22 protein-coding genes are annotated in these 22,919 nt (G+C 64.2%); 11 read left to right on the top strand and 11 right to left on the bottom strand.

The window, feature by feature from the left end:
* Positions 1–210: 210 nt before the first annotated feature.
* The 4 genes from Q4543_RS20615 to Q4543_RS20630 all read right to left on the bottom strand — a co-directional run bounded on the left by Q4543_RS20615 (position 211) and on the right by Q4543_RS20630 (position 3,288).
* A complete protein-coding gene (locus Q4543_RS20615) occupies positions 211–381 on the bottom strand; it encodes a hypothetical protein (protein ID WP_303441446.1) in 171 nt (56 codons plus the stop codon).
* A 36-nt stretch (positions 382–417) separates the two neighbouring features.
* Entirely contained in the window at positions 418–2,193 is a 1,776-nt protein-coding gene (locus Q4543_RS20620) for an acyl-CoA dehydrogenase C-terminal domain-containing protein (protein WP_303441447.1), read from the bottom strand.
* Between the two features lie 54 nt (positions 2,194–2,247).
* Positions 2,248–2,646, bottom strand: a complete 399-nt coding sequence (locus tag Q4543_RS20625; protein ID WP_216004918.1) for a MerR family DNA-binding transcriptional regulator — start codon at positions 2,644–2,646, stop codon at positions 2,248–2,250.
* 273 nt (positions 2,647–2,919) lie between these two features.
* The gene (locus Q4543_RS20630; protein ID WP_216004917.1) at positions 2,920–3,288 is read right to left on the bottom strand and encodes a MerR family DNA-binding transcriptional regulator; all 369 of its coding nucleotides are present in this window, start codon (positions 3,286–3,288) and stop codon (positions 2,920–2,922) included.
* 119 nt (positions 3,289–3,407) lie between these two features.
* Here Q4543_RS20630 and Q4543_RS20635 point away from each other — a divergent pair, with 119 nt between their 5' ends.
* From Q4543_RS20635 to Q4543_RS20660, 6 genes are all read left to right on the top strand, one after another.
* Positions 3,408–3,833 (top strand): PaaI family thioesterase, encoded by a 426-nt coding sequence (locus Q4543_RS20635; protein WP_303441450.1) that lies wholly within the window; start codon positions 3,408–3,410, stop codon positions 3,831–3,833.
* Entirely contained in the window at positions 3,830–4,321 is a 492-nt protein-coding gene (locus tag Q4543_RS20640) for a PaaI family thioesterase (protein WP_303441452.1), read from the top strand. Before Q4543_RS20635 ends, Q4543_RS20640 begins: the two co-directional genes overlap by 4 nt.
* Before the next feature lie 82 nt (positions 4,322–4,403).
* Positions 4,404–5,729 carry an MATE family efflux transporter gene (locus Q4543_RS20645; RefSeq protein ID WP_303441454.1) on the top strand — a complete coding sequence of 442 codons (1,326 nt, stop codon included), beginning with the start codon at positions 4,404–4,406 and terminating at the stop codon, positions 5,727–5,729.
* Positions 5,730–6,017: 288 nt separating this feature from the next.
* Positions 6,018–7,031 (top strand): TRAP transporter substrate-binding protein, encoded by a 1,014-nt coding sequence (locus tag Q4543_RS20650; RefSeq protein WP_303441456.1) that lies wholly within the window; start codon positions 6,018–6,020, stop codon positions 7,029–7,031.
* On the top strand, positions 7,028–7,525 hold the full coding sequence (locus Q4543_RS20655; RefSeq protein ID WP_303441457.1) for a TRAP transporter small permease: 498 nt from the start codon (positions 7,028–7,030) through the stop codon (positions 7,523–7,525). The genes Q4543_RS20650 and Q4543_RS20655 overlap by 4 nt, the downstream gene beginning before the upstream one ends.
* A 1-nt stretch (position 7,526) precedes the next feature.
* Entirely contained in the window at positions 7,527–8,807 is a 1,281-nt protein-coding gene (locus tag Q4543_RS20660; RefSeq protein ID WP_303441459.1) for a TRAP transporter large permease, read from the top strand.
* A gap of 6 nt (positions 8,808–8,813) precedes the next feature.
* Here the strand turns inward: Q4543_RS20660 and Q4543_RS20665 are convergent, their stop codons facing one another.
* Complete coding sequence (locus Q4543_RS20665; protein ID WP_303441460.1) at positions 8,814–10,088, bottom strand: FAD-binding oxidoreductase; 1,275 nt, start codon at positions 10,086–10,088, stop codon at positions 8,814–8,816.
* 121 nt (positions 10,089–10,209) lie between these two features.
* Positions 10,210–11,583: an FAD-binding oxidoreductase gene (locus Q4543_RS20670; protein ID WP_303441462.1), complete on the bottom strand. Its 1,374-nt coding sequence runs from the start codon at positions 11,581–11,583 to the stop codon at positions 10,210–10,212.
* Between the two features lie 103 nt (positions 11,584–11,686).
* Here Q4543_RS20670 and Q4543_RS20675 point away from each other — a divergent pair, with 103 nt between their 5' ends.
* The gene (locus tag Q4543_RS20675) at positions 11,687–13,330 is read left to right on the top strand and encodes a chloride channel protein (protein WP_303441464.1); all 1,644 of its coding nucleotides are present in this window, start codon (positions 11,687–11,689) and stop codon (positions 13,328–13,330) included.
* Positions 13,331–13,553: 223 nt separating this feature from the next.
* Entirely contained in the window at positions 13,554–14,054 is a 501-nt protein-coding gene (locus Q4543_RS20680) for a CHAP domain-containing protein (protein ID WP_303441465.1), read from the top strand.
* A 51-nt stretch (positions 14,055–14,105) separates the two neighbouring features.
* Here the strand turns inward: Q4543_RS20680 and Q4543_RS20685 are convergent, their stop codons facing one another.
* The 4 genes from Q4543_RS20685 to Q4543_RS20700 form a co-directional block, all read right to left on the bottom strand.
* The gene (locus Q4543_RS20685; RefSeq protein WP_216004907.1) at positions 14,106–14,450 is read right to left on the bottom strand and encodes a DUF427 domain-containing protein; all 345 of its coding nucleotides are present in this window, start codon (positions 14,448–14,450) and stop codon (positions 14,106–14,108) included.
* 126 nt (positions 14,451–14,576) lie between these two features.
* Positions 14,577–16,352, bottom strand: coding sequence for an aminopeptidase P family protein (locus Q4543_RS20690; RefSeq protein ID WP_303441468.1), 1,776 nt, complete (start codon positions 16,350–16,352; stop codon positions 14,577–14,579).
* A 174-nt stretch (positions 16,353–16,526) separates the two neighbouring features.
* On the bottom strand, positions 16,527–18,404 hold the full coding sequence (gene cobT, locus Q4543_RS20695) for a cobaltochelatase subunit CobT (RefSeq protein ID WP_303441470.1): 1,878 nt from the start codon (positions 18,402–18,404) through the stop codon (positions 16,527–16,529).
* Between the two features lie 51 nt (positions 18,405–18,455).
* Positions 18,456–18,914: a hypothetical protein gene (locus Q4543_RS20700; RefSeq protein ID WP_303441472.1), complete on the bottom strand. Its 459-nt coding sequence runs from the start codon at positions 18,912–18,914 to the stop codon at positions 18,456–18,458.
* A 183-nt stretch (positions 18,915–19,097) separates the two neighbouring features.
* Here Q4543_RS20700 and Q4543_RS20705 point away from each other — a divergent pair, with 183 nt between their 5' ends.
* Positions 19,098–20,198 carry a DUF3466 family protein gene (locus Q4543_RS20705; protein WP_303441474.1) on the top strand — a complete coding sequence of 367 codons (1,101 nt, stop codon included), beginning with the start codon at positions 19,098–19,100 and terminating at the stop codon, positions 20,196–20,198.
* Positions 20,199–20,250: 52 nt separating this feature from the next.
* Here Q4543_RS20705 and cobS read toward each other — a convergent pair whose 3' ends face one another.
* Complete coding sequence (gene cobS, locus Q4543_RS20710; RefSeq protein WP_216004902.1) at positions 20,251–21,231, bottom strand: cobaltochelatase subunit CobS; 981 nt, start codon at positions 21,229–21,231, stop codon at positions 20,251–20,253.
* Positions 21,232–21,384: 153 nt separating this feature from the next.
* Here cobS and Q4543_RS20715 point away from each other — a divergent pair, with 153 nt between their 5' ends.
* A complete protein-coding gene (locus tag Q4543_RS20715) occupies positions 21,385–21,936 on the top strand; it encodes a sigma-70 family RNA polymerase sigma factor (RefSeq protein WP_303441476.1) in 552 nt (183 codons plus the stop codon).
* Positions 21,933–22,640 (top strand): anti-sigma factor, encoded by a 708-nt coding sequence (locus Q4543_RS20720; RefSeq protein WP_303441478.1) that lies wholly within the window; start codon positions 21,933–21,935, stop codon positions 22,638–22,640. The genes Q4543_RS20715 and Q4543_RS20720 overlap by 4 nt, the downstream gene beginning before the upstream one ends.
* Positions 22,641–22,919 lie beyond the last annotated feature (279 nt).

The raw sequence follows: 22,919 nt of genomic DNA on the forward strand, positions 1-22,919 counted from the left end.
GGGGGGGGGGGGGGGGGCGCCCGCGGGGGGCCGCCCATTAAGACGTGGGGGGTGGTTGCCCCGCACTCAAATTCCACCTCCCCAAAAAACCCCCCGGGGGTCCGGGGGTGTGAAACCCCCGGTCCTTTGCTATGATCCGGGCGCTGGTGCCGGTTCTGTGGGGTGCCTTCAGCGTTTACGCTCATCCAGTTCGGCGTTTGGCAGCCGCAATCAGTGGGCCAGCAATTCACCATCAGTTACTCTGTCGTCATGTTTGAAGAGGAAGGGCAGCGCCTCGCCTTCATCCAGCCCTGCATCGGACGCAAACTTCCTGAGGCCACAGTAGCCGTCTTCGGTCATGGCGACAGAAAAGCGGCGGGTGAGGCGGAAGCGCTTCGGCATGTCGGTCTCCTCGGGCACTCGCACCTTGCGTCTGCCTCAGAACGCCGCCGGGTCAAGAGCCATCACCGGCGCGGCGCCGCTCTCGATCCGGGCGAGGTGCAGCTTTGTCGCGGGCAACTGGCGCGCCATGTAATAGCGGCCCGTCGCGATCTTTGCTTGCAGAAACGCCGTGTCACCGCCTGAGCCCATCGCCTTTCCCGCAGCCCTGGCCATGCGGGCCCACATCAACCCGAGGCAGACATGCCCGAAGAGATGCATGAAGTCATACGAGCCCGCCAAGGCCTCGTCCGGCGAGGTCATGCCCTTCTGCATGAAGAACATCGCCGCCGCCTGAAGATCTTTCGACGCGGATTTGAGCGGGGTCAGGAACTGCGCCTCGAAGGCTTCATCGCCCTTGTTCTCGGCGATGAAGGTCTTGACCAGATCGAAAAACGCCATGACGTGCTTGCCGCCGTCCGCCGCCAGCTTGCGCCCGACAAGGTCCAGCGACTGGATGCCGTTGGTTCCTTCGTAGATCATGGTGATGCGCGCATCGCGCACGAACTGTTCCAGTCCCAGATCGCGGGTAAACCCGGCGCCGCCCGGAGTCTGCTGGGCCAGCACGCAGGTCTCGAACCCCTTGTCAGTCAGGAACCCTTTGATCACCGGCGTGAGCAACGAGATCAGCCCTTCGGCATCGGGGTCGTTGCAGCGCTGCGCCCGGTCGATCAGGCTCGCCCCCCAGAAGACAAAGGCGCGCGCGCCTTCGGTGATCGCCTTCTGGTCCATCAGCCCACGCCGCACGTCGGGGTGCACGATGATGGGATCGGCCGGCGCGTCAGGAGCGGCGATGCCGGTTACGGCCCGGCCTTGCTGGCGCTCTTTGGCAAAGGCCAGTGCGTTCTGATAGGCCACCGCACCCTGTGCATAGCCTTGCAGGCCGACGCCCAGCCGAGCCTCGTTCATCATGGTGAACATGGCGCGCATCCCCTTATGCGGCTCACCGATCAGCCATCCTTCGGCGCCCTCATAGCTCATCACGCAGGTGGCGTTGCCATGAATACCCATCTTGTGCTCTAGCCCAACGCACTCCAGTGTATTGCGCGCGCCCAGCGAGCTGTCCTCGTTGACGAGGAATTTCGGGACGATGAACAGCGAAAGCCCCTTTATCCCCTCGGGGCCGCCGGGGATCCGGGCCAGCACGAGGTGGATGATGTTGTCGCACAAATCGTGCTCGCCAGCGGAAATCCAGATCTTGGTACCGGTGATCGCATAGCTGCCATCGTCCTGCGGCTCGGCCTTGGTGCGGATCAGCCCCAGATCGGTGCCGCAGTGCGGTTCGGTCAGGTTCATCGTGCCGCCCCAGTCGCAGCTGACCAGTTTCGGCAGGTACATCGCCTTCTGCTCGGGTGAGCCATGGGCGTGGATGGCGTTATAGGCGCCATGTGTCAGCCCGGCGTACATGTTGAAGGCCATGTTCGCCGCGCTCAGAATCTCGCCGACCGCGGTCGACATCAGGTAGGGAAGCCCCTGACCGCCATACTCGGGGTCGCAGTCCAGCGCCGTCCAGCCACCGCGTCGCAGCTGATCGAAGGCGGCACGGAATCCGTCGGGGGTGCACACCACGCCGTTTTCCAAGCGACAGCCCTGTGCATCGCCCACCGCATTCAGCGGCGCGAGCACGCCAGAGGCCAGCTTGCCGGCCTCGTCGAGGATCGCCTGCGTGGTGTCGCGGTCAAGATCCTCGTAACCCGGAATACCGGCTTGGCTGACCTCCAGCATCTCGTGCAGCACGAATTGCATGTCCCGGACGGGAGCGGTGTAGCTTGGCATCGGTATCCTCCTCCTGTGGCGTCGGGCGGCGGCCTCCTCCTGACCGCGGGCACCTTAGCCTGCCTTTTTCTGCTCCAATTGTGTGAGCATCTTTTCACCCCAGGCAAGTTGATCCTTCAGATCCTTGATCGCCGCATCCAGATCTTCGCGCTCCTTGAGCAGATCGTCGAGCCGCTTGCGGGCGATCTCGTAAGTGCGCTCGATCTGGGTCTGCTGCTGGTCGCCGACATGGTACAGCTCAAGCAACTGGCGGATTTCCTCGAGGCTGAAGCCAAAGCGCTTGCCACGCAGGATCAGCTTGAGGCGGGCGCGATCACGACGGCTGTACAGACGTTTCTGGCCGACGCGTTGCGGAAAGATCAGTTCCTTCTGTTCATAAAAGCGCAAGGTGCGCGGGGTCACCTCGAAAAGATCGCACATCTCGCGGATGCTCATTGCCGTGTCTTCGCTCATTGCTCTTCTGGCCTCACCTAGCGTTATCATCAGCGTCAGGTGCCCCCTCGTTATAAAACATACAATGGGGATTTTGGTTTACGTAACAGGGACGTAACGTCACATCTGGGGGTGACGTAACTTCCTTTACGGTCAGTCGGTATTCGCCGAAATATCCTTGCCGGCAAAGACACGCCGATCAGGCCAAAATACGCTTAAAAGCGCTTTGATTCCGCTTTTAAAACGGTTTCCCTTGGATTCGATGCGAGGCTGGGTTCCGATGACGACTCGCTGTCAGGGCAGCGAGGCCGCGGTTTCGTCGCGCAGCTTGCGCAGCTCGGCCATCGCCTCGTCAAGCTGGCGGCGCTGCTCGGCCAGCTCCTTCATCTGCCGATCGGCCATGTCGACCCAGGCGCGCATCTGTGCCTCGGAGCCCTGCCGGTCGCGCATCTCGAGCCACTGCCGGATGTCCTCGAGCTGAAAGCCGAACTTGCGCCCGCGCAGGATCAGCACCATGCGGGCCACTTCGCGCGCGCCGTACCAGCGCGCACGCCCCTCGCGCTCGGGCGAGAGCAGTTCGATGTATTCATAATAGCGCAGGGTGCGGGGGGTCACCTCGAACCGCTCGCACATTTCCCTGAAGCTGAGACGGGTGTCGCTCATCTGCTCCTCCTTGCCCTCGGGCCGGACGGTATCCCCGGCGCAAGGACAGAGCAACCGCCTCTTGCAGGGCAGGGGCGGGGCTTTCATAAAGGTCGCAACTTGCAGCGAAAGAGACCCCGATGAGCACCGATCACACCGAGACTGCCCGCCGTTTCATGGAGGCGATCCCGCAGGCGCAGGCGCTCGGGCTCGAGATTCTCGAGATGCAGGGCGGCGTTGCGGTGATCCGGATGCCCTATGCCGAGGCGCTGGTGGGCGATCCTGAAACCGGGGTGATCCATGGCGGCGCGGTGTCGACGCTGATGGACACCTGCGGCGGCGCGGCGACGATTTCGCACCCGGGCAACGCCGGCGGCACGGCGACCATCGGGCTGCGCATCGATTATCTGCGCGGGGCGACGCCGGGGCAGGCGATCACCGCGCGGGCCGAATGCCACCACGTGACGCGCTCGGTCGCCTTCGTGCGGGCCACGGCGCATGACGACGATCCGGACCGGCCCGTGGCCACCGCCACCGGCACCTTTACCGTCGAGGCCAAGCCATGAGCCGTCCGGCCCCCGAGCCGATGCAGGTGGTCAAACAGCGCCGCGACGCCGCGCTGGCGACCTTGGCCGGACGCGTGCCCTACATCCGGTTTCTGAACATCACGTTCGATCGGCGCGGCGACGAATTGACCGGGGTGCTGAATTTTGACGGCAAGCTGATCGGCAACCCGCTGCTGCCGGCGCTGCATGGCGGCGTGACGGCGGCCTTTCTCGAGGTGACCTCGATCATTACGCTCAGCTGGTCGCTGCTCTGGGAAGATGTGGAAAGCGGTGCACTTAGCCCCGAAGCATTGCCGCGCCTGCCCAAGACCATCGACTTCAGCGTCGACTACCTGCGCACGGGGTTGCCGCGCGATGCCTATGCGCGTGCCACCGTGACCCGGTCGGGCCGGCGCTATGCCTCGGTGCGGGCCGAGGCATGGCAGGACAATCACGCACGGCCCATCGCGTCGTCGAACGCACATTTTCTGATGCCACGCGAAGGCTAGGGCAATTTGAATGCCTGCGAATGATTGTTCCGGGCGCGGCAATCGGTTAGCGCTCCGGGCAAGTTGACACGCGAGGCCCATGATGACCGCTCCGGATGCTGGTACACCCGTCACACATGCGCGCGTTCTGAAGATCGCGTTGCCGATCCTGCTGTCGAACGTGACGATCCCGATCCTCGGGGCGGTGGATACCGGCGTGGTCGGCCAGATCCCGCAGGCGGAACCGATCGCCGCGGTGGGCGTCGGCGCCATCGTGCTGTCGGCGGTCTACTGGATTTTCGGTTTCCTGCGCATGGGCACGGTGGGGCTCGCAGCGCAGGCGGCCGGGGCTGGCGATCATGGCGAAGTCACCGCGCTTCTGACTCGTGCGCTGTTGATCGGCCTGGCCGGAGGGGTTGCGCTGATCGTGCTGCAGCCGCTGATCTTTGCCGGCACCTTCGCGGTGTCGCCAGCCTCGGATGAGGTCGAGCGTCTGGCAAGGTCTTACATGGGCATCCGCATCTGGTCTTCGCCCGCAGCCGTGGCGATCTACGGCATCACCGGCTGGCTCATCGCGCAAGAGCGAACACGGGCGGTGTTCGCGCTGCAGCTTATGATGAACGGGGTGAACGTGGGGCTAGACCTGCTGTTCGTGCCGGTCCTCGGCTTTGGGGTCGAAGGTGTGGCGCTGGCCACCGCCATCGCCGAAATCTCGGGGCTGGTCATGGGCCTGTGGCTGTGCCGCGAAGCGCTGCGCGACCCGGCGGCACGGGCCTGGGCACGGGTGTTCGACAAGGCGCGGCTGCTGCGCATGGCGTCGGTGAATGTTGACATCCTGATCCGCTCGCTGCTGCTGCAATCGATCTTCGTGTCGTTTCTGCTGCTCGGTGGCCGGTTCGGAGATGTCACTCTGGCGTCCAATCAGGTGCTGCTGCAATTCCTCATGATCACCAGCTATGCTCTGGATGGGTTTGCTTATGCGGCCGAGGCACTGGTTGGCCGCGCCTTCGGGGCCGGCCGGGTGTCGGCCTTGCGGCGCAGTGCAGTAGTGACGAGCCTCTGGGCCGCGGGGGTGGCAATGTTGCTGGCAGGGGTGTTCTGGTGGTGGGGGCCGTGGCTGGTGGATCTGATGGCGAAGGATCCGCAGGTGCGCGAGGCGTCGCGACTGTATCTGCCATGGATGGTGGCCGCGCCTGTCGCGCAGCTTGGGCTGATCATGTTCGACGGCATCTTCATCGGTGCCACGCGATCGCGCGACATGCGTAACATGATGATCCTGTCGTCAGGGATCTATCTGTGCGCCGTGTTGCTGCTGATCGGCCCGATGGGCAATCATGGGCTATGGCTTGCGATGCTGATCTCGTTCGTAGCGCGAGGCCTGTCTCTTGGCGCACGCTATCCGGCGCTGGAGCGTGCGGCGAGGGCGTAGGGGGGGCGCTGCCCCCCGCGCGTCGCGCTCCCCCCGGGATATTTAAGGCCAGAAGAAGCAGGGGTGCCGCGCCTTGGTTTCTTCTGGCCTTAAATATCCCCGCCGGAGGCAGGCGGAACCCTGCGGCCGGGCGCGTCGTCGAATTTTGGGCGGGAAGGTCTCTGCGGGGCTCGCAATCGCTCCAGGCGAGGGGGCGGGCCTTGCGTCCGGGAGCGGATTGCTCAAGAGATGGGCCAGCAGGATCGCGCCCCCTATGCGCATCCGGGGACAACCAATTGGGACAGACCGATGAAACACCTGATGATCGCAACCGCGTTGACGCTGAGCCTTGCCGGGGCTGCCTCGGCCCAGACCATGCTGACAGTCGCCAACTGGTTGCCGCCGTCGCATCCTCTGGTCTCGGACCTGATTGTGCCGATGACCGAGAAAATCGCCGAAGCAACCGGCGGCGAGGTCACCGCCAACATTCTTCCCGCGCCGCTGGGGCCGCCGCCCGCGCATTTCGATTTCGCCGTCAACGGCGTCGCCGACATCACCTTTGGCGTGCAGGGATTCACTCCCGGCCGCTTCAAGACCACCAATATCGTCGAATTGCCGTTCCTCGGCGAGACGGCCGAGGCGATCTCGGTTGCTTATTGGCGGGTGTTTGACGCTATGTTGAAGGATGCGGGCGAATACGATCAGGTCAAGGTTCTGGGGGTGTTCAGCCACGGGCCGGGCGAGATCTTTGTCAAGGAGGGCGATCTGAGCAGCCCCGATGTGCTGAAGGGCAAGAAGATCCGTGTCGGCGGCGGCATCGTTCACGAGGTTGCCAGTGCGCTTGGCGCTGTTCCGGTGGAGGGGCCGTCTACCAAGGCCTATGAGCTGCTGAGCCAAGGCGTCGCCGACGGGATTTTCTTTCCCTATGAGTCGGTGAATTTCTTCAAGCTGATCCCGCAGCTTGATCAGGCGATTGCGGTGCCGGGCGGGCTGTACAACACCTCGTTCTACGTCATCATGAACAAGGCCAAGTGGGACAGCCTGACGCCGCAGCAGCAAGAGGCTATCGACAGCGTCACCGGCGAGGCCCTGGCGCGGATGGCGGGCAAGATGTGGGATGCCGCCGATGCCAAGGGCAAGGCCGCGATGGAAGGTGAAATCGACATTTTCCCCGCAACCGAGGCCCAGCTTGCCGCATGGGAGGGCGCCTTGTCGCCGCTGGTGCAGGCCAAGCTTGACGAGGCCGCAGAGACCGGGATCGATGCTCAGGCGGCCTATGACATGCTCAAGGCGGAAATCGCGACGGAAACCGCCAGCCAATGACCCGGCCTGCCCCAATTGATCACGGTGCCCCTGCGGGGGCACTGCGCGTGGCGCTGGCCGCGCTCGGCGGTGTGCTGTTGATGGCGCTGATGGCGCTGACGGTGGTGGACGTGATCGGGCGCTATCTGTTCAATGCGCCGCTGATCGGGGCGACCGAGCTGACCGAGCTGCTGCTGGCCGCCGTCATCTTCCTTGGCCTTCCCGCCGTGGCGCTGGCCGAAGAGCATGTCAGCGTCGATCTGCTGACCGACCGGATGCCGCCTTGGGTGCAGCCGTGGCGGTTGGCGCTGGCGGGGCTGTTTTCCGGCGTGGTGCTGGCGCTGGTGACTTGGCGCATCTGGATCTATGCGGGGCAGATCGGCAGCTATGGCGGGGCGACCAACAGCCTGCGCCTTCCGATCGCACCGCTGGGCTATTTCTGCGCGCTGTGCACCGGGGCCGGGGCGCTGATCACCGCGCTGATGCCGCTGCCGCGCCTCTTCCGGAAAGACTGAGATGGAACACTGGCCGACGGGAATGGCGGTGCTGACCGTGCTGCTGCTGCTGGGCGTACCAATTTCGATGGCGCTGGCCGGGGTCGGTCTGGCCGGGGTCGCCGCGATCATCGGCTGGTCTCCGGCGTTGTCGCTGATTGGCAGCGCGTTTTTCGACAATGGGCGGGAGTATTCGCTGTCGGTGTTGCCACTGTTCCTGATGATGGGCAATTTCGTGGTGCAATCGGGGATCGCCGAAGAGCTTTATACCTCGGCCTATGCATGGCTGCGCCACCGCAAGGGCGGGCTGGCCATGGCGACGGTGGTGGCCTGCGGGGCGTTTTCTTCGGTGTGCGGCTCGTCGATGGCGACGGCGGCGACGATGACGCGGATCGCGCTGCCCTCGATGCGGCGCTTTGGCTATCCTGACCGCTTGTCGACCGCCTCGATTGCCGCGGGGGGCACGCTGGGCATTCTCATTCCGCCCTCGGTGATCCTTGTGTTCTACGGCATCCTGACACAGCAGGACATCGGCAAGCTGTTTCTGGCCGGGCTGATCCCCGGCGTGATCGGTGTCATCGGCTATGCCATCGCGGTGCGGCTGTCCATCGCGCTGGGAAAGATCGACTTGCCGGTTGAGCCAAAGCTGCCGCTGATGGATCGCATTCGGGCGCTGAAGGGCACGGCGGGGGCGCTGGCCCTGTTCGTGTTCGTGATGGGGGGCATCTATCTGGGCGTGTTCACCCCGACCGAAAGCGCCGGGATGGGCGCGGGGGGCGCGTTTCTTCTGGTGCTGCTCAGCGGAAAGTTCAGCAAGGACAGAATGATCGCGGTGCTGTACGACACCATGAAGACCACCTCGATGATGTTCTTCATCCTGTTCGGGGCGCTGACCTTTACCAATTATGTCAACATGTCGGGTATGACCGCCGACATTCAGGCCTTTCTGGCACTGTTCGGAGACAGCCCGACCACGACCATTCTGGTGATCCTTTGCATCTACCTCGTGCTGGGGTGCCTGCTGGAGAGCCTGTCGATGATCATGCTCACGGTGCCGGTGTTCTATCCCATCGTTGCCGCGCAGGGGATTGACCTGATCTGGTTCGGCATCTTCGTGGTCATGGTGACCGAGATTTCCTACATCACGCCGCCTGTCGGGATGAATGCCTTTGTGCTGCGCTCGGTGGTGCCAGACGTACCGCTAAGCACGATCTTTCGCGGGCTCGGCCCGTTTGTGGTGATGGATATCTTGCGGGTGGCGCTGCTGACAGCGGTGCCGGGGCTGGTGTTGCTACTGACCTGACCCGGCTCAGCGCGCGCTTATCGCATGGGTCAGGGTTGCGCCGAATTCATAATAGCCGGCCTTGAGCGCCGTCAGGCTTTCGTCGTGGCGCGGCACCGGGGCCACCGGCAGGCCCGCGCGATCCCCGCTTAGCAGCGCCTCGGCGCAGGCCGTGCCGAACACCGTGCCGGGGCCGATGCCGCGCCCGGAATAGCCGTGGCAGCCAAGCCCGGTTTCGCCAAGCGCGGTGATCTTGGGGATGTGATCCGAGGTCATGGCGATGCGCCCGCTCCAGCCGTGGACAAACGGCAGATCGGCCAGTTCCGGGAACAGTTGCGCCAGTTTGCGGCGGGCCCATGCGGCGTGGATGCCCGCGCCGGGGCCGTCCAGATTGCCCATGGCGCCGATGATCATCCGCCCATCGTTGTCGGTGCGAAAGGACGACATTACCAGCGCGGTATCCCAGCAGCCTTCGAGCCGGGGCAGGATCTTGGCCCGCGCTGGCTGCGGCATCGGCACGGTGGCGAACTGGCCGTACCAGACCGGCACATAGGCGGGCGCGGGCGGCCCGCCCAGCGGCAGGTGATAGGCCCCCGACGCCAGCAGCAGCGCCCCGGCGCGCAGCCTGTGCCCGTTGCAGGTGATGCGCCAGCCGCTGCCGTCCGGCGCCACGCTGCTCACCGGGCTGGCCTCGTGCAGGGTTGCGCCCGCCTGCTGCGCGGCGCGGGCGAGGCCACGCACATAGCTTAGAGGCTGGATGGTGCCGGCGCGCGGATCGAACAGCGCCCCATGCACCGCATTGCTGCCGGTGCGGGCCTGCGCCTCGGCGGCGTCCAGCAGTTGCAACGGTGCACCGGCGGCATTGCCTTGCCGATGCCGCTCGCGCAGATCGTCCATCCCCGTGGGGGCATGGGCGCAGTGCAGCGTGCCATTGCGGGTGGCCTCGCAGCGGATGCCCTCGCGCGCGATCAGGCCAAACACCTGATCGGGCGCGCCGCCAAGCCGGTCGATCAGCGCCCGGCCAGGGCCAGCGCCCAGCTTTGCGGTGATCTCGTCGGGCTTGAGCCACAGCCCGGCATTGGCCAGCCCGACATTGCGCCCCGAGCCGCCATGCCCGATCTTGCGCCCCTCGAACAGCGCCACTTTCGCGCCGCGCCGCGCCGCTTCCAGCGCCGCCGAACAGCCGGTAAAGCCGCCCCCGATGATCGCAAGATCGACCACGGCATCAGCGTCGAACGGTGCGCCCGAGACATGCTCGCGCGCGCTGGCCTGCCAGAGGTTGGTATCGGGGGCGGATGGCATCTGCAGAGTCCTTTTCCGGGGCGGCTCGATAGGGTTGCCGCATCAAAGCGATGCGCCGCACGCGGGGCAGAGGCAAGCTCTGGCGCAACTATGCGCCACCCGGGCGCGGCGAACTGCTGCCTTAGCGGGCGGGCACCAGCTTGCCGGGGTTCATCAGGTTCATCGGGTCAAGCGCGGTCTTGATCTGGCCCATCACATCCCAGCCATCGCCATGCTCGGCGCGCATATAGCCGGTCTTGCCCATGCCGATGCCATGTTCACCGGTACAGGTGCCGCCAAGCGCCAGCGCGCGCTCTGCCATGCGATGCGACAGGCGCTTGGCTTCTTCGATCTCGGCGGGTTGATCCGGGTTGATCAGCAGGATGGCGTGGAAGTTGCCGTCGCCGACATGGCCCAGAATCGGGCCGGGGATCAGGCTTGCCGCGATATCGGCCTGCGTCTGCTCGACCGCATCGGCAAGACGCGAGATGGGCACGCAGATATCGGTGACCAGCGCCCGCGCGCCCTTGCGGCTGGCAAGGATGGCGTAATAGCCGTTGTGGCGCAGCGCCCAGAGCGCGCGGCGCTCTTCCTCGCGCGCCGACCAGCGGAAGGTCGAAGCCCCGTGATCGGCGACAATCTCGGCAAAGCGTTCCGCGTCCTGCGCCACGCTGGCGTCCGAGCCGTGAAATTCCACCAGCAGATGCGGTGCCTCGGACATTGCCATGCCGGAATAGGCAGTAAAGGCCCGCGCCGTGGCCGCATCGACAAATTCGATGCGGGCCATGGGGATGCCCATCTGGATCGTCTCCATCACCGCCGAAACTGCCGCGTGCATATCGGGAAAGGCGCAGATGCCCGCGCTGGTCGCCTCGGGTATGCCGTGCAGCTTCAGCGTCAGTTCCGTGACAAGGCCCAGCGTGCCCTCCGAGCCCAGCATTAGCGCCGTCAGATCGTAGCCCGCGGCGGATTTGCGGGCGCGGGTGCCGGTGCGGATCACCCGCCCGTCGGCCAGAACGACCTGCATGCCCAGCACATTGTCGCGCATCGAGCCATAGCGCACCGTGGTGGTGCCCGAGGCGCGGGTCATCGCCATGCCGCCCAGCGTGGCATTCGCCCCCGGATCGACCGGAAAGAACAACCCCGTCGCCCGCAGCTCTTCGTTCAGCGCCTCGCGGGTGACGCCCGGCTGCACCGTGACATCCATGTCGGCGGGGCGCAGTTCCAGCAGCTTGTTCATCCGGGTGAAATCAACCACCACGCCGCCGCGCACCGCCAGCCCGTGGCCTTCTAGCGAGGTGCCCGCGCCCCAGCCGATCATCGGGCAGCGATGCTCGGCGCAGATCTTCACCAGCCCCTGCACATCGCTCAGGCTCTGCGGATAGGCGATCGCATCGGGAACCACCGGCGGAAAATACGATTCCGAGCGCGCATGAAGTTCCAGTTCTGACTTGGAGCGACTGAGCCGTTCGCCTAACAGGGAGGAAAGAGCGTCGAGCGCCGTGGCGATGGTCATGAATACCTCCGAGCAATCGGTTGATGTTACCCTTGCCATGCGCCTTCGAAAAGCCAAAGGGGACGTGGCGATGGTCCGGGCATTTTCCCGCCAATGGACGGAAATGACCAGCAGCTTCGGGCGGGGCTGGAACACAATGCGACACAAGGCACCGGGGCAGGTGAGCTTTTGGTTCGTCGCGCTGTTCGTCGGCATTGCATCCGGCTGCGCAGCGACAGTGTTTCGGTTTGCAATCAGCCGCTTGCAGGCGTTTCTTTACGGCACCGAAGATGTCAATACGCTGGCGAGTTTTGCCAGCACCCTGCCGTGGATCTGGGTGCTGCTGATCCCCGTGACCGGGGGCATCGTCGTCGGAATCATTGTGCAGTACTTCACCCCGGACGGGCGGGTGCGGTCGGTTTCCGATGTGATCGAAGGGGCGGCGCTGAACGACGGGCGGGTGGAAAAGAAGGCGGGTATCGCCTCTGCGTTGTGTTCATGGATAACCCTTTCAACCGGGGGTTCTACGGGCCGCGAGGGCCCCGTTGTCCATATCGCCGCGATGATCGCCAGCTGGACCTCGAACCGGCTGAGAGTCGACGGCATTACCGGGCGCGATCTGCTTGGCTGTGCGGTGGCAGCGGCGGTGTCTGCCAGCTTCAACGCGCCCATCGCCGGGGCGCTGTTCGGGCTCGAAGTGGTGCTACGCCATTTCGCGCTGCATGCCTTTGCCCCGATCGTCGTGGCCAGCGCTGCGGGCACCGTCATCAACCGGCTCGCCTTTGGCGATGTGACCGAATTCCTGCTGCCCGGCACCACCACGGTCGAATTCTATCTCGAGTTGCCGGCGTTCTTCCTGATGGGGATGGTGTGCGGGCTGGTGGCGGTGCTGATGATGCGGGCGATCTTCTGGTCCGACGATTTCGGCAATCGCGTGCAGAAATGGCTGGGGTTGCCGCTGGTGCTGCGCCCGGCACTGGCCGGGCTGTTGCTGGGCGCGCTTGCGATCCAGTTCCCGCATATCATCGGCGTTGGCTATGAGACGACCTCGCTGGCGCTGACCGGCGGGCTAGGGCTTGGCGCGGCCTTTGTGTTTTGCGTGGTCAAGGTGGCGGCGGTGTCGATCACCATGGCAGGGCGCATGGGCGGCGGCGTGTTTTCTCCTTCGTTGATGGTGGGCGCGCTGACCGGGCTGACCTTTGCCCATATCGCTACCAGCCTGTTCCCCGAGCAGAGTTCGGCCTTCACGCTGTATGCGCTTGCGGGGATGGGCGCCGTGGCGGCGGCGGTTCTGGGCGCGCCGATCTCGACCACGCTGATCGTGTTCGAACTGACCGGGGACTGGCAGACCGGGCTTGCGGTGATGGTGTCGGTGTCGATGTCCACCGCCGTGGCGTCGCGTCTGGTCAATCGCAGCTTCTTCCTGACCCAGCTGGAGCGGCGCAAGGTGCATCTGGCCGCCGGGCCGCAAAGCTATCTCCTGGCGATGTTCCGCGTTGCCGGGGTGATGCGCAAGATCGACGATCCGGGCGCGGCAGACGAGGAAGCCTGCCTGCGGATGATCGATCAGGGGCTTTATGTTAAAACCACGGCGACGCTGGAAACCGCGCTGCCGCGTTTTGACAAATCCGGCGTGGCCTTCCTGCCGGTGGTGACGCTGGATGCGCAAACCCAGGAGCCGCTTCTGCAGGGGGCGCTGTTCCATGTCGACGCGCTCAAGGCCTATAACCGCGCGCTTGCGGCCACCGCTGCCGAAGAACACAGCTGAGGCGTCAAGTTCCTGCACGAAATGGTTCCCGGATGTGTCTGGGTCTGCGCGGATTTCCGCGCATCGCGATCACGCACCCTTTCTTTTGGTTAAGTGATCGTAAAAAGATGTGACTGAGCTTCGGGACACACGAGGCAGGGCAGATCCAAACTCTTCGAGGGACAGAATGAGTGTGAACGGCAACCGGAGGGCACGTCTCGCCCTTCCTTTGATGTGTGTGTTGATGACGGCCGTTGCGGCCTGTTCCAGCAACCCCACCCCCGATATCCGATATGCCTCTGAAGGCGGACTTGACCTTGATCGCCGCGCCATGGCGCTGCGCGAGGTGAAGGCGCTTCAGAACAAGGGGGCCCGCGTGTGGTGCGTGCCCTTCGCCCGCAATGCCAGCGGTGTCAATATTCGCGGCAACGCCAACACATGGTGGGGCAAGGCGGCGGGGGTCTATGATCGCGGTCGCAAGCCGGTGGTTGGCGCTGTCATGGCCTTTGCCGGCACCTCGGGCATGAGCATGGGTCACGTCGCGGTGGTCTCCGAGGTGGTGTCGGAACGCAGGCTCAAGATCGACCATGCCAACTGGAACCGCAACAAGGTATCGCTTGGCATGTTGGTCGAGGATATCTCGCCGCGCAATGACTGGAGTTCGGTGCGGGTGGAGAGCAATCCGGGGAGCTTTGGCAAACCATACCCGATCAACGGGTTCATCTATCCCAAGCAGGATAGCTGATACGAAAAAGGCCCCCGGATCGGGGGCCTTTTCACATTCGGGAAATGCGCGTCAGACCAGTTCGACGGCAACGCCATCCTGAACATGAAACGCAAGATAGCCCCGAAGCGCCGCGCCCTCATCGGTCGGGTTCTCATAGGACCAGACGGCGTTTTCGTAGGTCCGGCTTTTTGATGCGATGTTGTAATAGGTGGCCTCGCCAAGCCACTGGTTGCGGGTCCGGTAGTCGGACGGCTCAAGAAACGCTGTGGCGATATCCTCGCGCGGGAAATAAATCACAAAGGGCATGTCGCCTTCGGTCAACTCCATCGCGCGGCTGCTTTCGCCAAGGACAGCGCCGCCGGCGCGGATCACCCATGTGCCGTTCGTCGGCCGGACCTTGATATGTTTCAACATGTCTTCTCTCCCCGTTTGCACCCCGGATGATATACCAATCGGAATGCGACAGTGTTGTGTCATTACGGCGCAGGCGCGCCGCGTGCTTGTGTCTGTTCGGCGAGGCGACGCCGCAGCCTGTTGCGCTCAGAAAGGAGCGCAGGCGCGGGCGAGCCATGCCGCGTCTTCCGTGTCGACCAGCGGACCAATCCTGACGAGGACTTCCGCGTGGTAGGCATTGAGCCAGTCACGATCTTCTTCGGTCAGCAGATCTGGCACAATCAGCCTGCGATCGATCGGCACCCATGTCAGGGTTTCGAAACGCAGCATCGCGGGCACCGTCTGCCCCGGCAGGGGCGGCGCGTCTTCGACCGCGATGAGGTTCTCGATACGGATACCATAAGCCCCCTCGCGATAGAAGCCCGGTTCGTTCGAAAGGATCATGCCCGGCGCAAGGGGGACGGTGCCGGTGCGGGCGATGCGCGCGGGCCCTTCGTGCACGCTAAGATACGCTCCCACGCCATGCCCGGTGCCATGCCCATAATCAAGCCCCGCCTGCCAGAGCGCGGCGCGCGCCAGTGCGTCGATGTCACGCCCGGCAAGGCCACGCGGGAAGCGCAGCCGGGACAGCGCGATCATGCCCTTGAGCACACGGGTAAAGCTGTCTTTCTCGGTATCGCCCGGGGTGCCGATGGCGATGGTGCGGGTGATATCGGTGGTGCCGTCGACATATTGGCCGCCGCTGTCCATCAGCAGCAGATCACCCGCGTTCACCACGCGGTTTGTCGCCTCGGTGACGCGGTAATGCACGATGGCGCCATTTGGCCCGGCACCCGAAATCGTCTCGAACGAGATGTCGCGCAGCGCGTTGGTGGCGCGGCGTTCGGCTTCCAGTGCCTTCACCGCGTCGATTTCGGTAAAGCTGCCGGGCGTCTGCCGGTCGAGCCATGCAAGAAAACGCACCATCGCCGCGCCGTCGCGCAGATGGGCGGCGCGGGCACCGGCAAGCTCGGCGGTGTTCTTGCAGGCCTTGGGCAGCAGGCAAGGATCCGGAGCCTCGATGATCTTGGTGCCACGAAGCGCATCGGCGACGGCAACGGGGCAGGTGGCCGGATCGATGCGCACACGTCCCTCCAACGTTGCGATGGCCGCAAGGAAGCCGTCCGGTGGCAGGATCGAGACCCGCTCTCCGAGATGTGCGCCAAGCTTTGCCAGCTTTTCTTCGGCGATGAACAGCTCGACCGTACCGTCGGCGTTGAGCAGGGCAAAGCTGTGCGGCACCGGGTTGCGCGGGATGTCGCTGCCGCGGATGTTGAGCAGCCAGGCGATGCTGTCGGGCAGCGTGAGAACACAGCAAGCCGCCCCCAGATCCCGTGCCAGACGGGCGATCTTGTCGTCATGGGATTCGCCCGAAAGGCTGACGTCCTGCGCAAAGACCGCCCCCATGGGCGGCGCAGGTTGATCTTCCCAGATCGCATCGATGAGGTTGTCGGTGAAGCGTAGTTCTACGCCGCGCAGGTCGGCCTCAAGGCGGCGCACTTGTTCGACCGAGAACAGCCAAGGGTCGATACCTATGCTGCCGCCATCGGGCAGCTTGTCCGAGATCCACTCGGCAAGGCCGGTCTCGGGCCAGTCGACGGGAGTGAAGACATCGGCCACCTGCGCCTTGACCTGCACCCGATATCGGCCATCGACAAAGACCCCGGCAACGTCGCGCAAGGCAACGCAGTAGCCCGCAGAGCCGGTGAAGCCGGTCAGCCATGCCAGACGGTCATCATGTGGTGCAACATATTCGCCCTGATGGGCATCGGCCCGAGGAACGATGAAACCGTCGATTTGCCGCGCATCGAACAATCCGCGCAGCCGTTCGAGACGCATGGGACCCTGATCCGGATGGGCGGTTTCGGTGAACTGCTGATACATGCTGCGCCTTTCCTTGATGGTGTGCGCTTTGTGAGCGCCGAGGCGGGGGCCAGCCCCCGCACCCCCGGAGTTTAAGGGCAAGATGAAGGGGCGGCGTTGCGCTTCATCTTGCCGAATAAACACCGGGGGGAATTGGCCATAAGGCCAAGGGGGGCAGCGCCCCCAATCGTTCCATTACCCTGCCCGGCGGATGCCCATGAAGCGGGCCCGGGCGCGCGGATCGCTGTCGAACAGCGCGGCAAGCTGTTCGGTCATCGCGCCGGCAAGCTGTTCGACGTCGGTGATCGTGACCGCGCGGTTATAGTAGCGCGTCACGTCATGACCAATGCCGATGGCGAGCAATTCCACCTGCTTGCGCCGTTCGACCATAGCGATCACGTCGCGCAGGTGTTTTTCCAGGTAATTCGCCGGGTTCACCGACAGAGTCGAATCATCGACCGGGGCACCGTCGGAAATCACCATCAGGATCTTGCGGGCCTCGGGGCGGGAGATCATGCGGCGGTGCGCCCATTCCAGTGCCTCGCCGTCGATGTTTTCCTTGAGCAGCCCCTCTTTCATCATCAGCCCAAGGTTGTCTCGCACCCGACGCCAAGGCGCGTCGGCGCGCTTGTAGATGATGTGGCGCAGATCGTTGAGCCGCCCCGGTTGTTGTTCGCGCCCTTCGTTGAGCCATTTCTCACGGGCGGTGCCGCCTTTCCACGCACGGGTGGTAAAGCCGAGGATCTCGACCTTGACCGAGCAGCGTTCCAGCGTGCGGGCCAGAACGTCAGCACAGATCGCGGCGATCGAGATCGGGCGCCCGCGCATCGATCCCGAGTTGTCGAGCAGCAGCGTGACCACTGTGTCGCGGAATTCGGTGTCTTTCTCGATCTTGAAGCTGAGCGGTGTCGTCGGGTTGGCGACGACGCGGGCGAGGCGGCCTGCGTCGAGGATGCCTTCTTCGAGATCGAATTCCCAGCTGCGGTTCTGCTGGGCCTGAAGCCGGCGCTGCAGCTTGTTGGCCAGCCGCGACACCGCGCCCTTGAGGGGTTCGAGCTGCTGGTCGAGATAGGCACGTAGCCGTTCGAGCTCCTGCGGATCGGCAAGTTCCTCAGCGGGGATCTCTTCGTCGTGGGCGCCGTCGTAGACCTTGTATTCCGGGTCGGCCTCGGACACTGGCGCCGGGGCGGGCGGCTCCATCGGAGCGTCACCCTCGGGCATTTCGGTTTCCTCGCCCATTTCCTGATCGGCGAGATCGTCGGTCGAGACCTGGGCCTGGCTGGCATCCTGGGTCTGGTCCTGCGATTGCTCGGGAGAGGCCTCGGCCTCGTCCTGATCGTCGGCATCGTCACCGCTGCTGTCGGGCTGGTCCTCTTCGGCGCCTTCGGGTTCGGCCTCGTCGCTGTTGTCTTCGTCGAGCGAATCTGGGTCTTCGCCAAGCTGATCGCCATAGCCCAGATCGGTGATCATGCGCCGGGCGAACTTGGCAAAGCTGGCCTGATTGGCGAGCGTGTCTTCGAGTCCTTCGAGCGTGCCGCCGGCCTGATCCTCGATGAAGCCGCGCCACAGTTCCATGACATGGGCGGCATCCTTGGGCAGATCGCGCCCGGTGGCGAGATGGCGGATCAGATAGCCCGCCGCAACCGGCAGGGGCGCCTCTGCCGCCTGGGTGATCTGGCCATAGCCGCGACGCGCCGCTTCGTTGCCGATCTTGGCGTCGATGTTGCCGGCGGTGCCGGGCATATCGCGCGCGCCCATCGCCTCGCAGCGGGCGGTTTCCATCGCTTCGTAAAGCTCGCGCGCCATGTCGCCGGGCGGCGCGTAACGTGCGTGGGTGCCCGCATCGTGATAGCGGCGATACAGCGCCAGCGCGTCGGCGGTGCCACGCGCCAGCAGCACCTCGTCGCGGGTCATGCGCCGGCTGACCTGCGGCAGGCGCATGTTGTCGCCGGAGACGCCCGATGGATCGACGGTGAAATTCACCGACAGATCGGGGTCGTCGGCCATGACCTTTGTTGCCTCGGCCAGAGCTTTCTTGAAGGGATCAGCGGGGTTGTCATCGCGCATTGCCATGCGCTCAGGTTTCGCGCCTTGGCGGGAGCTTGGCAAGGGGCAAATGCAGCCCTAGCGGTTGATCATCCGGTGGCAGGTGAAAAGCTGGTTCATCGCCGTGGTTTCGGCGAGCCGGGCGCGGCGGGCGTCGTCGTTGAAACTGCCGGTTTCGAGCAGCGCCAGCTGGTCGCGTTTGGCGCGGATACGCAGCATCATGTTGAGTTCGCGCCCCGCCTGCGTTTCGCCGGGAAGGGGAAGGCGCGTGGCGTCATACAGCGCCCTGACCCAGTCGCGGCGGAGTTCCAGCGCGTCGGCGAGCGGGTCCTGGATGAGCCAGGAATGTTGCAGCAGCGCTGTCAGCCGCCCCAGACAGACGGCGTAATCCGCCGCCAGCAGCATTTGCCCTCGGCTGACTTCGTGGGTTTCCGCAAGATCCTGTGTCTCGGCAGCGCCCGGGCCAGCCGCCAGCCAGAGGCAGAACAGGGCGCAGATGCGGGCGTACAGCAGGCGTATCAGGGGTGATCTGGTCATGCCGTGAGCCTGCGACGCAAACCTTCAGATTCCGTGAAAACACCGAACGGACGCGTTCGACCTGATTGTATTGGCTGTCAAGCTATCAATCAAAGGTAGAATCAGGCAAAGCTGACACGCGTCAGGGGCAATCCTGACCTGTCTTCGGAGGAACCGGGAATGGCCTTTCTTCGCCTTGCGCCTGTGGCGCTGTTCGCACTGACTGGCACCGCGCAAGCCGCAACGCTCTCATATTCTGTGACTGAAATCGGAGACAGGGTGGTTGGCAACGCTCTGAATGGTTCCGGAACCGTGGTCGGCCGCGACGGTGCCTACGGGTTCATCTACAAGGACTCGGCGATGAGGCTGCTTCCGCCTGACGAAGATCACTACTGTTGCAGCATCGCCTTTGCCGTGAACAACGATGATGTCGCCGTCGGTCACACGGCCTGGGACTATTACGACTCCGGCAATTCCAACGCGACGAAATGGGCGGGTGGTGTCGGCGAGGAGATGTCCAACTTCAGGACCAGCGCGCGCGATATCAACGACAGCGGAATGAGCGCCGGCATTGCCTGGAGCGGGTTCAGCAATGAGGAGGCCTTCGTTTGGTTCGCGGACGGGTCTCAGCGCTACCTCGGCCATCTTTACTCGGCAGATTACCGGTATTCCTACGCATACGCCCTGAACGAGTCTGGTCAGGTGGTCGGCCAAAGCGATGTCGAATGGCAGTACGGCATGTCCGATCTGCCGCATGCCTTCATCTGGGACCTTGGGACCGGGATGCTGGATCTGAACGATCGGGTCGATACGGGCGCGACGGTGCTGACATCGGGCAATGATATCAACGATTTCGGAGTGATCACCGGCAGCGAGGTCACGGGCGACGTGCTGTCTGGCTTTTATCTGGATGGCAGTGATTACCGCTCTGTCGAGTCGGGTGCGCTTGGATTTTCGGTCGTTACCCCGAGCGCGCTCAACAACGAGGGGATTGTCGTGGGCTCGGCGGGCGACGACGAGGCGGGGTTTTCCGCCTTCTTCTGGGCGATGGAGGGCGGCATGGTCGATCTCAATACGCTCATCGACCAGGCGCTCGGCATTTCGCTGATCGAGGCGGTCGACATCAATGACGCGGGCCAGATCCTTGCCCTCGGCAATACCGATGGCAGCTTTTTCAGCGCGGATGCCAACCGGACCTTTCTGCTGACCCCGCTTGCACCGGTGCCGCTTCCGGCCTCGATGCTCATGCTTCTCGCCGGGTGCATGGCGCTGTGCGCGCTGCGCCTTCGTGGCGTGGGAACGTAAAAAGCCCCGCCACAAGGGCAGGGCTCTCGATACCGTCGATGCGGCAATCAAGTCAGGCGATGCTTAGGCTTGCGGCGCTCTCGGGCAGTTCCTCATCAAAGCAGCGCTGGTAGAACTCTGCCACGGTCTGGCGTTCAAGCTCGTCGCATTTGTTGAGGAAGGACAGGCGGAAGGCGTAGCCCACATTGCGGAAGATTTCCGAATTCTGCGCCCATGCGATCACCGTGCGCGGCGACATCACCGTCGACAGCTCGCCGTTCATGAAGGCGCGGCGGGTGAAATCGGCCACCGTGACCATCTGGCGAATGGTCTTGCGACCCTTCTCATTATTGTAATGCGGCGCCTTCGACAGAACGATGTTCACCTCGGCATCGATGCTCAGGTAATTGAGCGTCGCCACCAGCGACCAACGGTCCATCTGGCCCTGGTTGATCTGCTGGGTGCCGTGATACAGGCCCGTCGTGTCGCCAAGGCCGACGGTGTTCGCTGTGGCAAAGATGCGGAAATACTTGTGCGGCGTCAGCACTTGATTCTGATCCAGCAGCGTCAGCTTGCCGTCGGTTTCCAGCACGCGCTGGATCACGAACATCACGTCGGCGCGACCCGCATCATATTCATCGAACACGATGGCGCAGGGGTTGCGCAGGGCCCAGGGCAGGATGCCTTCCTGAAATTGCGTGGTCTGCTTGCCGTCGACCAGCTTGATCGCATCCTTGCCGATCAGGTCGATCCGGCTGATGTGGCTGTCGAGGTTGACCCGCACCGACGGCCAGTTCAGGCGGCTTGCCACCTGTTCGATATGGGTCGACTTACCCGTGCCGTGGTAGCCTTGGATCATCACGCGGCGGTTGTTGCGGAACCCTGCAAGGATGGCCAGCGTGGTGTCGGGGTCGAATTTGTAAGTGCTGTCAAGCTCCGGCACCCGATCGGTGCGGTCGGCAAATCCGTGCACCACCATATCGGTGTCGATGCCGAACACTTCGCGCACCGCGATCTCTTCGGTCGGCTTCGCATTGACGTCGATATCGCTCATCTTCGGCCCCTGGTCTTTCTTGCAAGAATTGTCGCCCCGTGGTGCCCGATATCAGGCGCAAGGGCAAGAGTGCCCGGCCCATGCTTTGGGGTTTGCCGTTCCAATGCCGCCGCGATAGGCTCTGGCAAAACGCACCCGGCAGGCAGGTTGGACGTGAACACGCCCTTATCCGAGATTGAAGACCTCATCTCGCGCATCGCCATGGGCGACCGTGCGGCCTTTCGCACGCTTTACGGTCGGACCTCTGCGAAACTCTTTGGCGTGTGCCTGCGTGTCTTGAACGACAGGGGACAGGCCGAGGAGGCGTTGCAGGAAGCTTATGCCAAGATATGGACACGCGCCGGGCAGTACCGGGTCAACGGGTATTCGCCGATGACCTGGCTGATCACGCTGGCGCGCAACACAGCCGTCGACAAACGCCGTGCCTCCGGGAGCGCGCGCCGCTACGCGCCCATCGACGCGGCAGAGCTGATCGCAGATCCGGGGCCGGGCCCCGCGCAGCAGGCCGAGGCCAGCGACGAGTCGCGCGCGCTGCATGGCTGCCTGTCCGAACTGCCGCCCGAGCGGGCCGAGATGGTGCGCCGCGCCTATCTCGACGGGTTTTCCTACGCGGAACTCGCAGAGGCCACCGGCACCAAGCTCAACACCGTGCGGACCTGGCTGCGGCGCAGCCTGATGCAGCTCAGGGAGTGTCTTGGCCGATGAGCGGACCGGCGGACAATGACCTTCCCAGAGACTTCCCCGGCGGCTGGGAAGCCGCAGCGGCGGAATATGTGCTCGGCCTGCTACCGGCGCCAGAGCGCAAGGCGTTCGAAAAGCGTCTGCTGGATGATCGCGATCTGGAACAGGACGTGGCCGCTTGGCAGGAATATTTCGCCAGCTTCGCGGAGGGGATCGCACCGCAGGAGGCACCGCCGCAGGTTCTGCGCCGTCTCGAGGCGCAGCTGTTCGGCGCGGTGCGCAAGCCGGTCTGGCGTCAGCTTGTGCCCTATCTGCTCGGGGCCATTACAGCTGCGGCCATCGCCTGGGGCGTCAGCTTCTCGGGAATGCTCGATACCGGGAATGCGCCCGACCTGTGGGCCGATCTGGAAATCCGCGCGCCAGAGCTGGTGCTGCTGGCGCATTACGCGCCCGACAGCCAGACCTTCATGGTGCGGCGCGATGCGGGCACGCTGCCACAGGATCGCTCGCTCGAACTCTGGCTGATCCCCGAAGGCAGCAATACGCCGGTCTCGATCGGCCTGCTGCAAGACGTCACGCTGACCGAAATTCCGCTGCCCGACGAATTGGCGGAGCAGGTGCCCGGCGCCACGGTCGCGATCTCGGACGAACCGCTGGGCGGCTCGCCAGCAGCAGGCCCGACGGGACCGGTGCTGACGCTTGCCACCATGTTGCCGCGAGGCGACTAGCCCGGAGTGGCAGGAGCAAGGGCCGGAGGTTTGCCCTAGCCATTTGTATGTCTTGGTGGTGCCGAGCAATCTCCGTGCACCAGAGCACTAAGTCTGCTGCGAGCCCGTTTTGCCAAATGCTGCGAAGGTTTTAGACGGCAGCTATTGAGGCATATCTGGCGACTGCGGCTGAACGTACTGCCCCGAAGAGTTGCCGTTAGTCGCAACTAACAGGCCGCTGAAAAACTCCGGCCTCGACGCCCGTAGCGGAACATGATTCATCGCCACCGCGGCATGGAT

Origin of the sequence: Salipiger sp. 1_MG-2023 (assembly GCF_030547555.1) — a bacterium.
Classification (GTDB): Bacteria; Pseudomonadota; Alphaproteobacteria; order Rhodobacterales; family Rhodobacteraceae; genus Salipiger.

What these genes read in the sequence shown, in the direction of transcription:
- Q4543_RS20615 (WP_303441446.1), bottom strand. Translation starts at nt 381, where the DNA reads ATGCCGAAGCGCTTCCGCCTCACCCGCCGCTTTTCTGTCGCCATGACC.
- Q4543_RS20620 (WP_303441447.1), bottom strand. Translation starts at nt 2,193, where the DNA reads ATGCCAAGCTACACCGCTCCCGTCCGGGACATGCAATTCGTGCTGCAC.
- Q4543_RS20625 (WP_216004918.1), bottom strand. Translation starts at nt 2,646, where the DNA reads ATGAGCGAAGACACGGCAATGAGCATCCGCGAGATGTGCGATCTTTTC.
- Q4543_RS20630 (WP_216004917.1), bottom strand. Translation starts at nt 3,288, where the DNA reads ATGAGCGACACCCGTCTCAGCTTCAGGGAAATGTGCGAGCGGTTCGAG.
- Q4543_RS20635 (WP_303441450.1), top strand. Translation starts at nt 3,408, where the DNA reads ATGAGCACCGATCACACCGAGACTGCCCGCCGTTTCATGGAGGCGATC.
- Q4543_RS20640 (WP_303441452.1), top strand. Translation starts at nt 3,830, where the DNA reads ATGAGCCGTCCGGCCCCCGAGCCGATGCAGGTGGTCAAACAGCGCCGC.
- Q4543_RS20645 (WP_303441454.1), top strand. Translation starts at nt 4,404, where the DNA reads ATGACCGCTCCGGATGCTGGTACACCCGTCACACATGCGCGCGTTCTG.
- Q4543_RS20650 (WP_303441456.1), top strand. Translation starts at nt 6,018, where the DNA reads ATGAAACACCTGATGATCGCAACCGCGTTGACGCTGAGCCTTGCCGGG.
- Q4543_RS20655 (WP_303441457.1), top strand. Translation starts at nt 7,028, where the DNA reads ATGACCCGGCCTGCCCCAATTGATCACGGTGCCCCTGCGGGGGCACTG.
- Q4543_RS20660 (WP_303441459.1), top strand. Translation starts at nt 7,527, where the DNA reads ATGGAACACTGGCCGACGGGAATGGCGGTGCTGACCGTGCTGCTGCTG.
- Q4543_RS20665 (WP_303441460.1), bottom strand. Translation starts at nt 10,088, where the DNA reads ATGCCATCCGCCCCCGATACCAACCTCTGGCAGGCCAGCGCGCGCGAG.
- Q4543_RS20670 (WP_303441462.1), bottom strand. Translation starts at nt 11,583, where the DNA reads ATGACCATCGCCACGGCGCTCGACGCTCTTTCCTCCCTGTTAGGCGAA.
- Q4543_RS20675 (WP_303441464.1), top strand. Translation starts at nt 11,687, where the DNA reads ATGACCAGCAGCTTCGGGCGGGGCTGGAACACAATGCGACACAAGGCA.
- Q4543_RS20680 (WP_303441465.1), top strand. Translation starts at nt 13,554, where the DNA reads ATGACGGCCGTTGCGGCCTGTTCCAGCAACCCCACCCCCGATATCCGA.
- Q4543_RS20685 (WP_216004907.1), bottom strand. Translation starts at nt 14,450, where the DNA reads ATGTTGAAACATATCAAGGTCCGGCCGACGAACGGCACATGGGTGATC.
- Q4543_RS20690 (WP_303441468.1), bottom strand. Translation starts at nt 16,352, where the DNA reads ATGTATCAGCAGTTCACCGAAACCGCCCATCCGGATCAGGGTCCCATG.
- cobT (WP_303441470.1), bottom strand. Translation starts at nt 18,404, where the DNA reads ATGGCAATGCGCGATGACAACCCCGCTGATCCCTTCAAGAAAGCTCTG.
- Q4543_RS20700 (WP_303441472.1), bottom strand. Translation starts at nt 18,914, where the DNA reads ATGACCAGATCACCCCTGATACGCCTGCTGTACGCCCGCATCTGCGCC.
- cobS (WP_216004902.1), bottom strand. Translation starts at nt 21,231, where the DNA reads ATGAGCGATATCGACGTCAATGCGAAGCCGACCGAAGAGATCGCGGTG.
- Q4543_RS20720 (WP_303441478.1), top strand. Translation starts at nt 21,933, where the DNA reads ATGAGCGGACCGGCGGACAATGACCTTCCCAGAGACTTCCCCGGCGGC.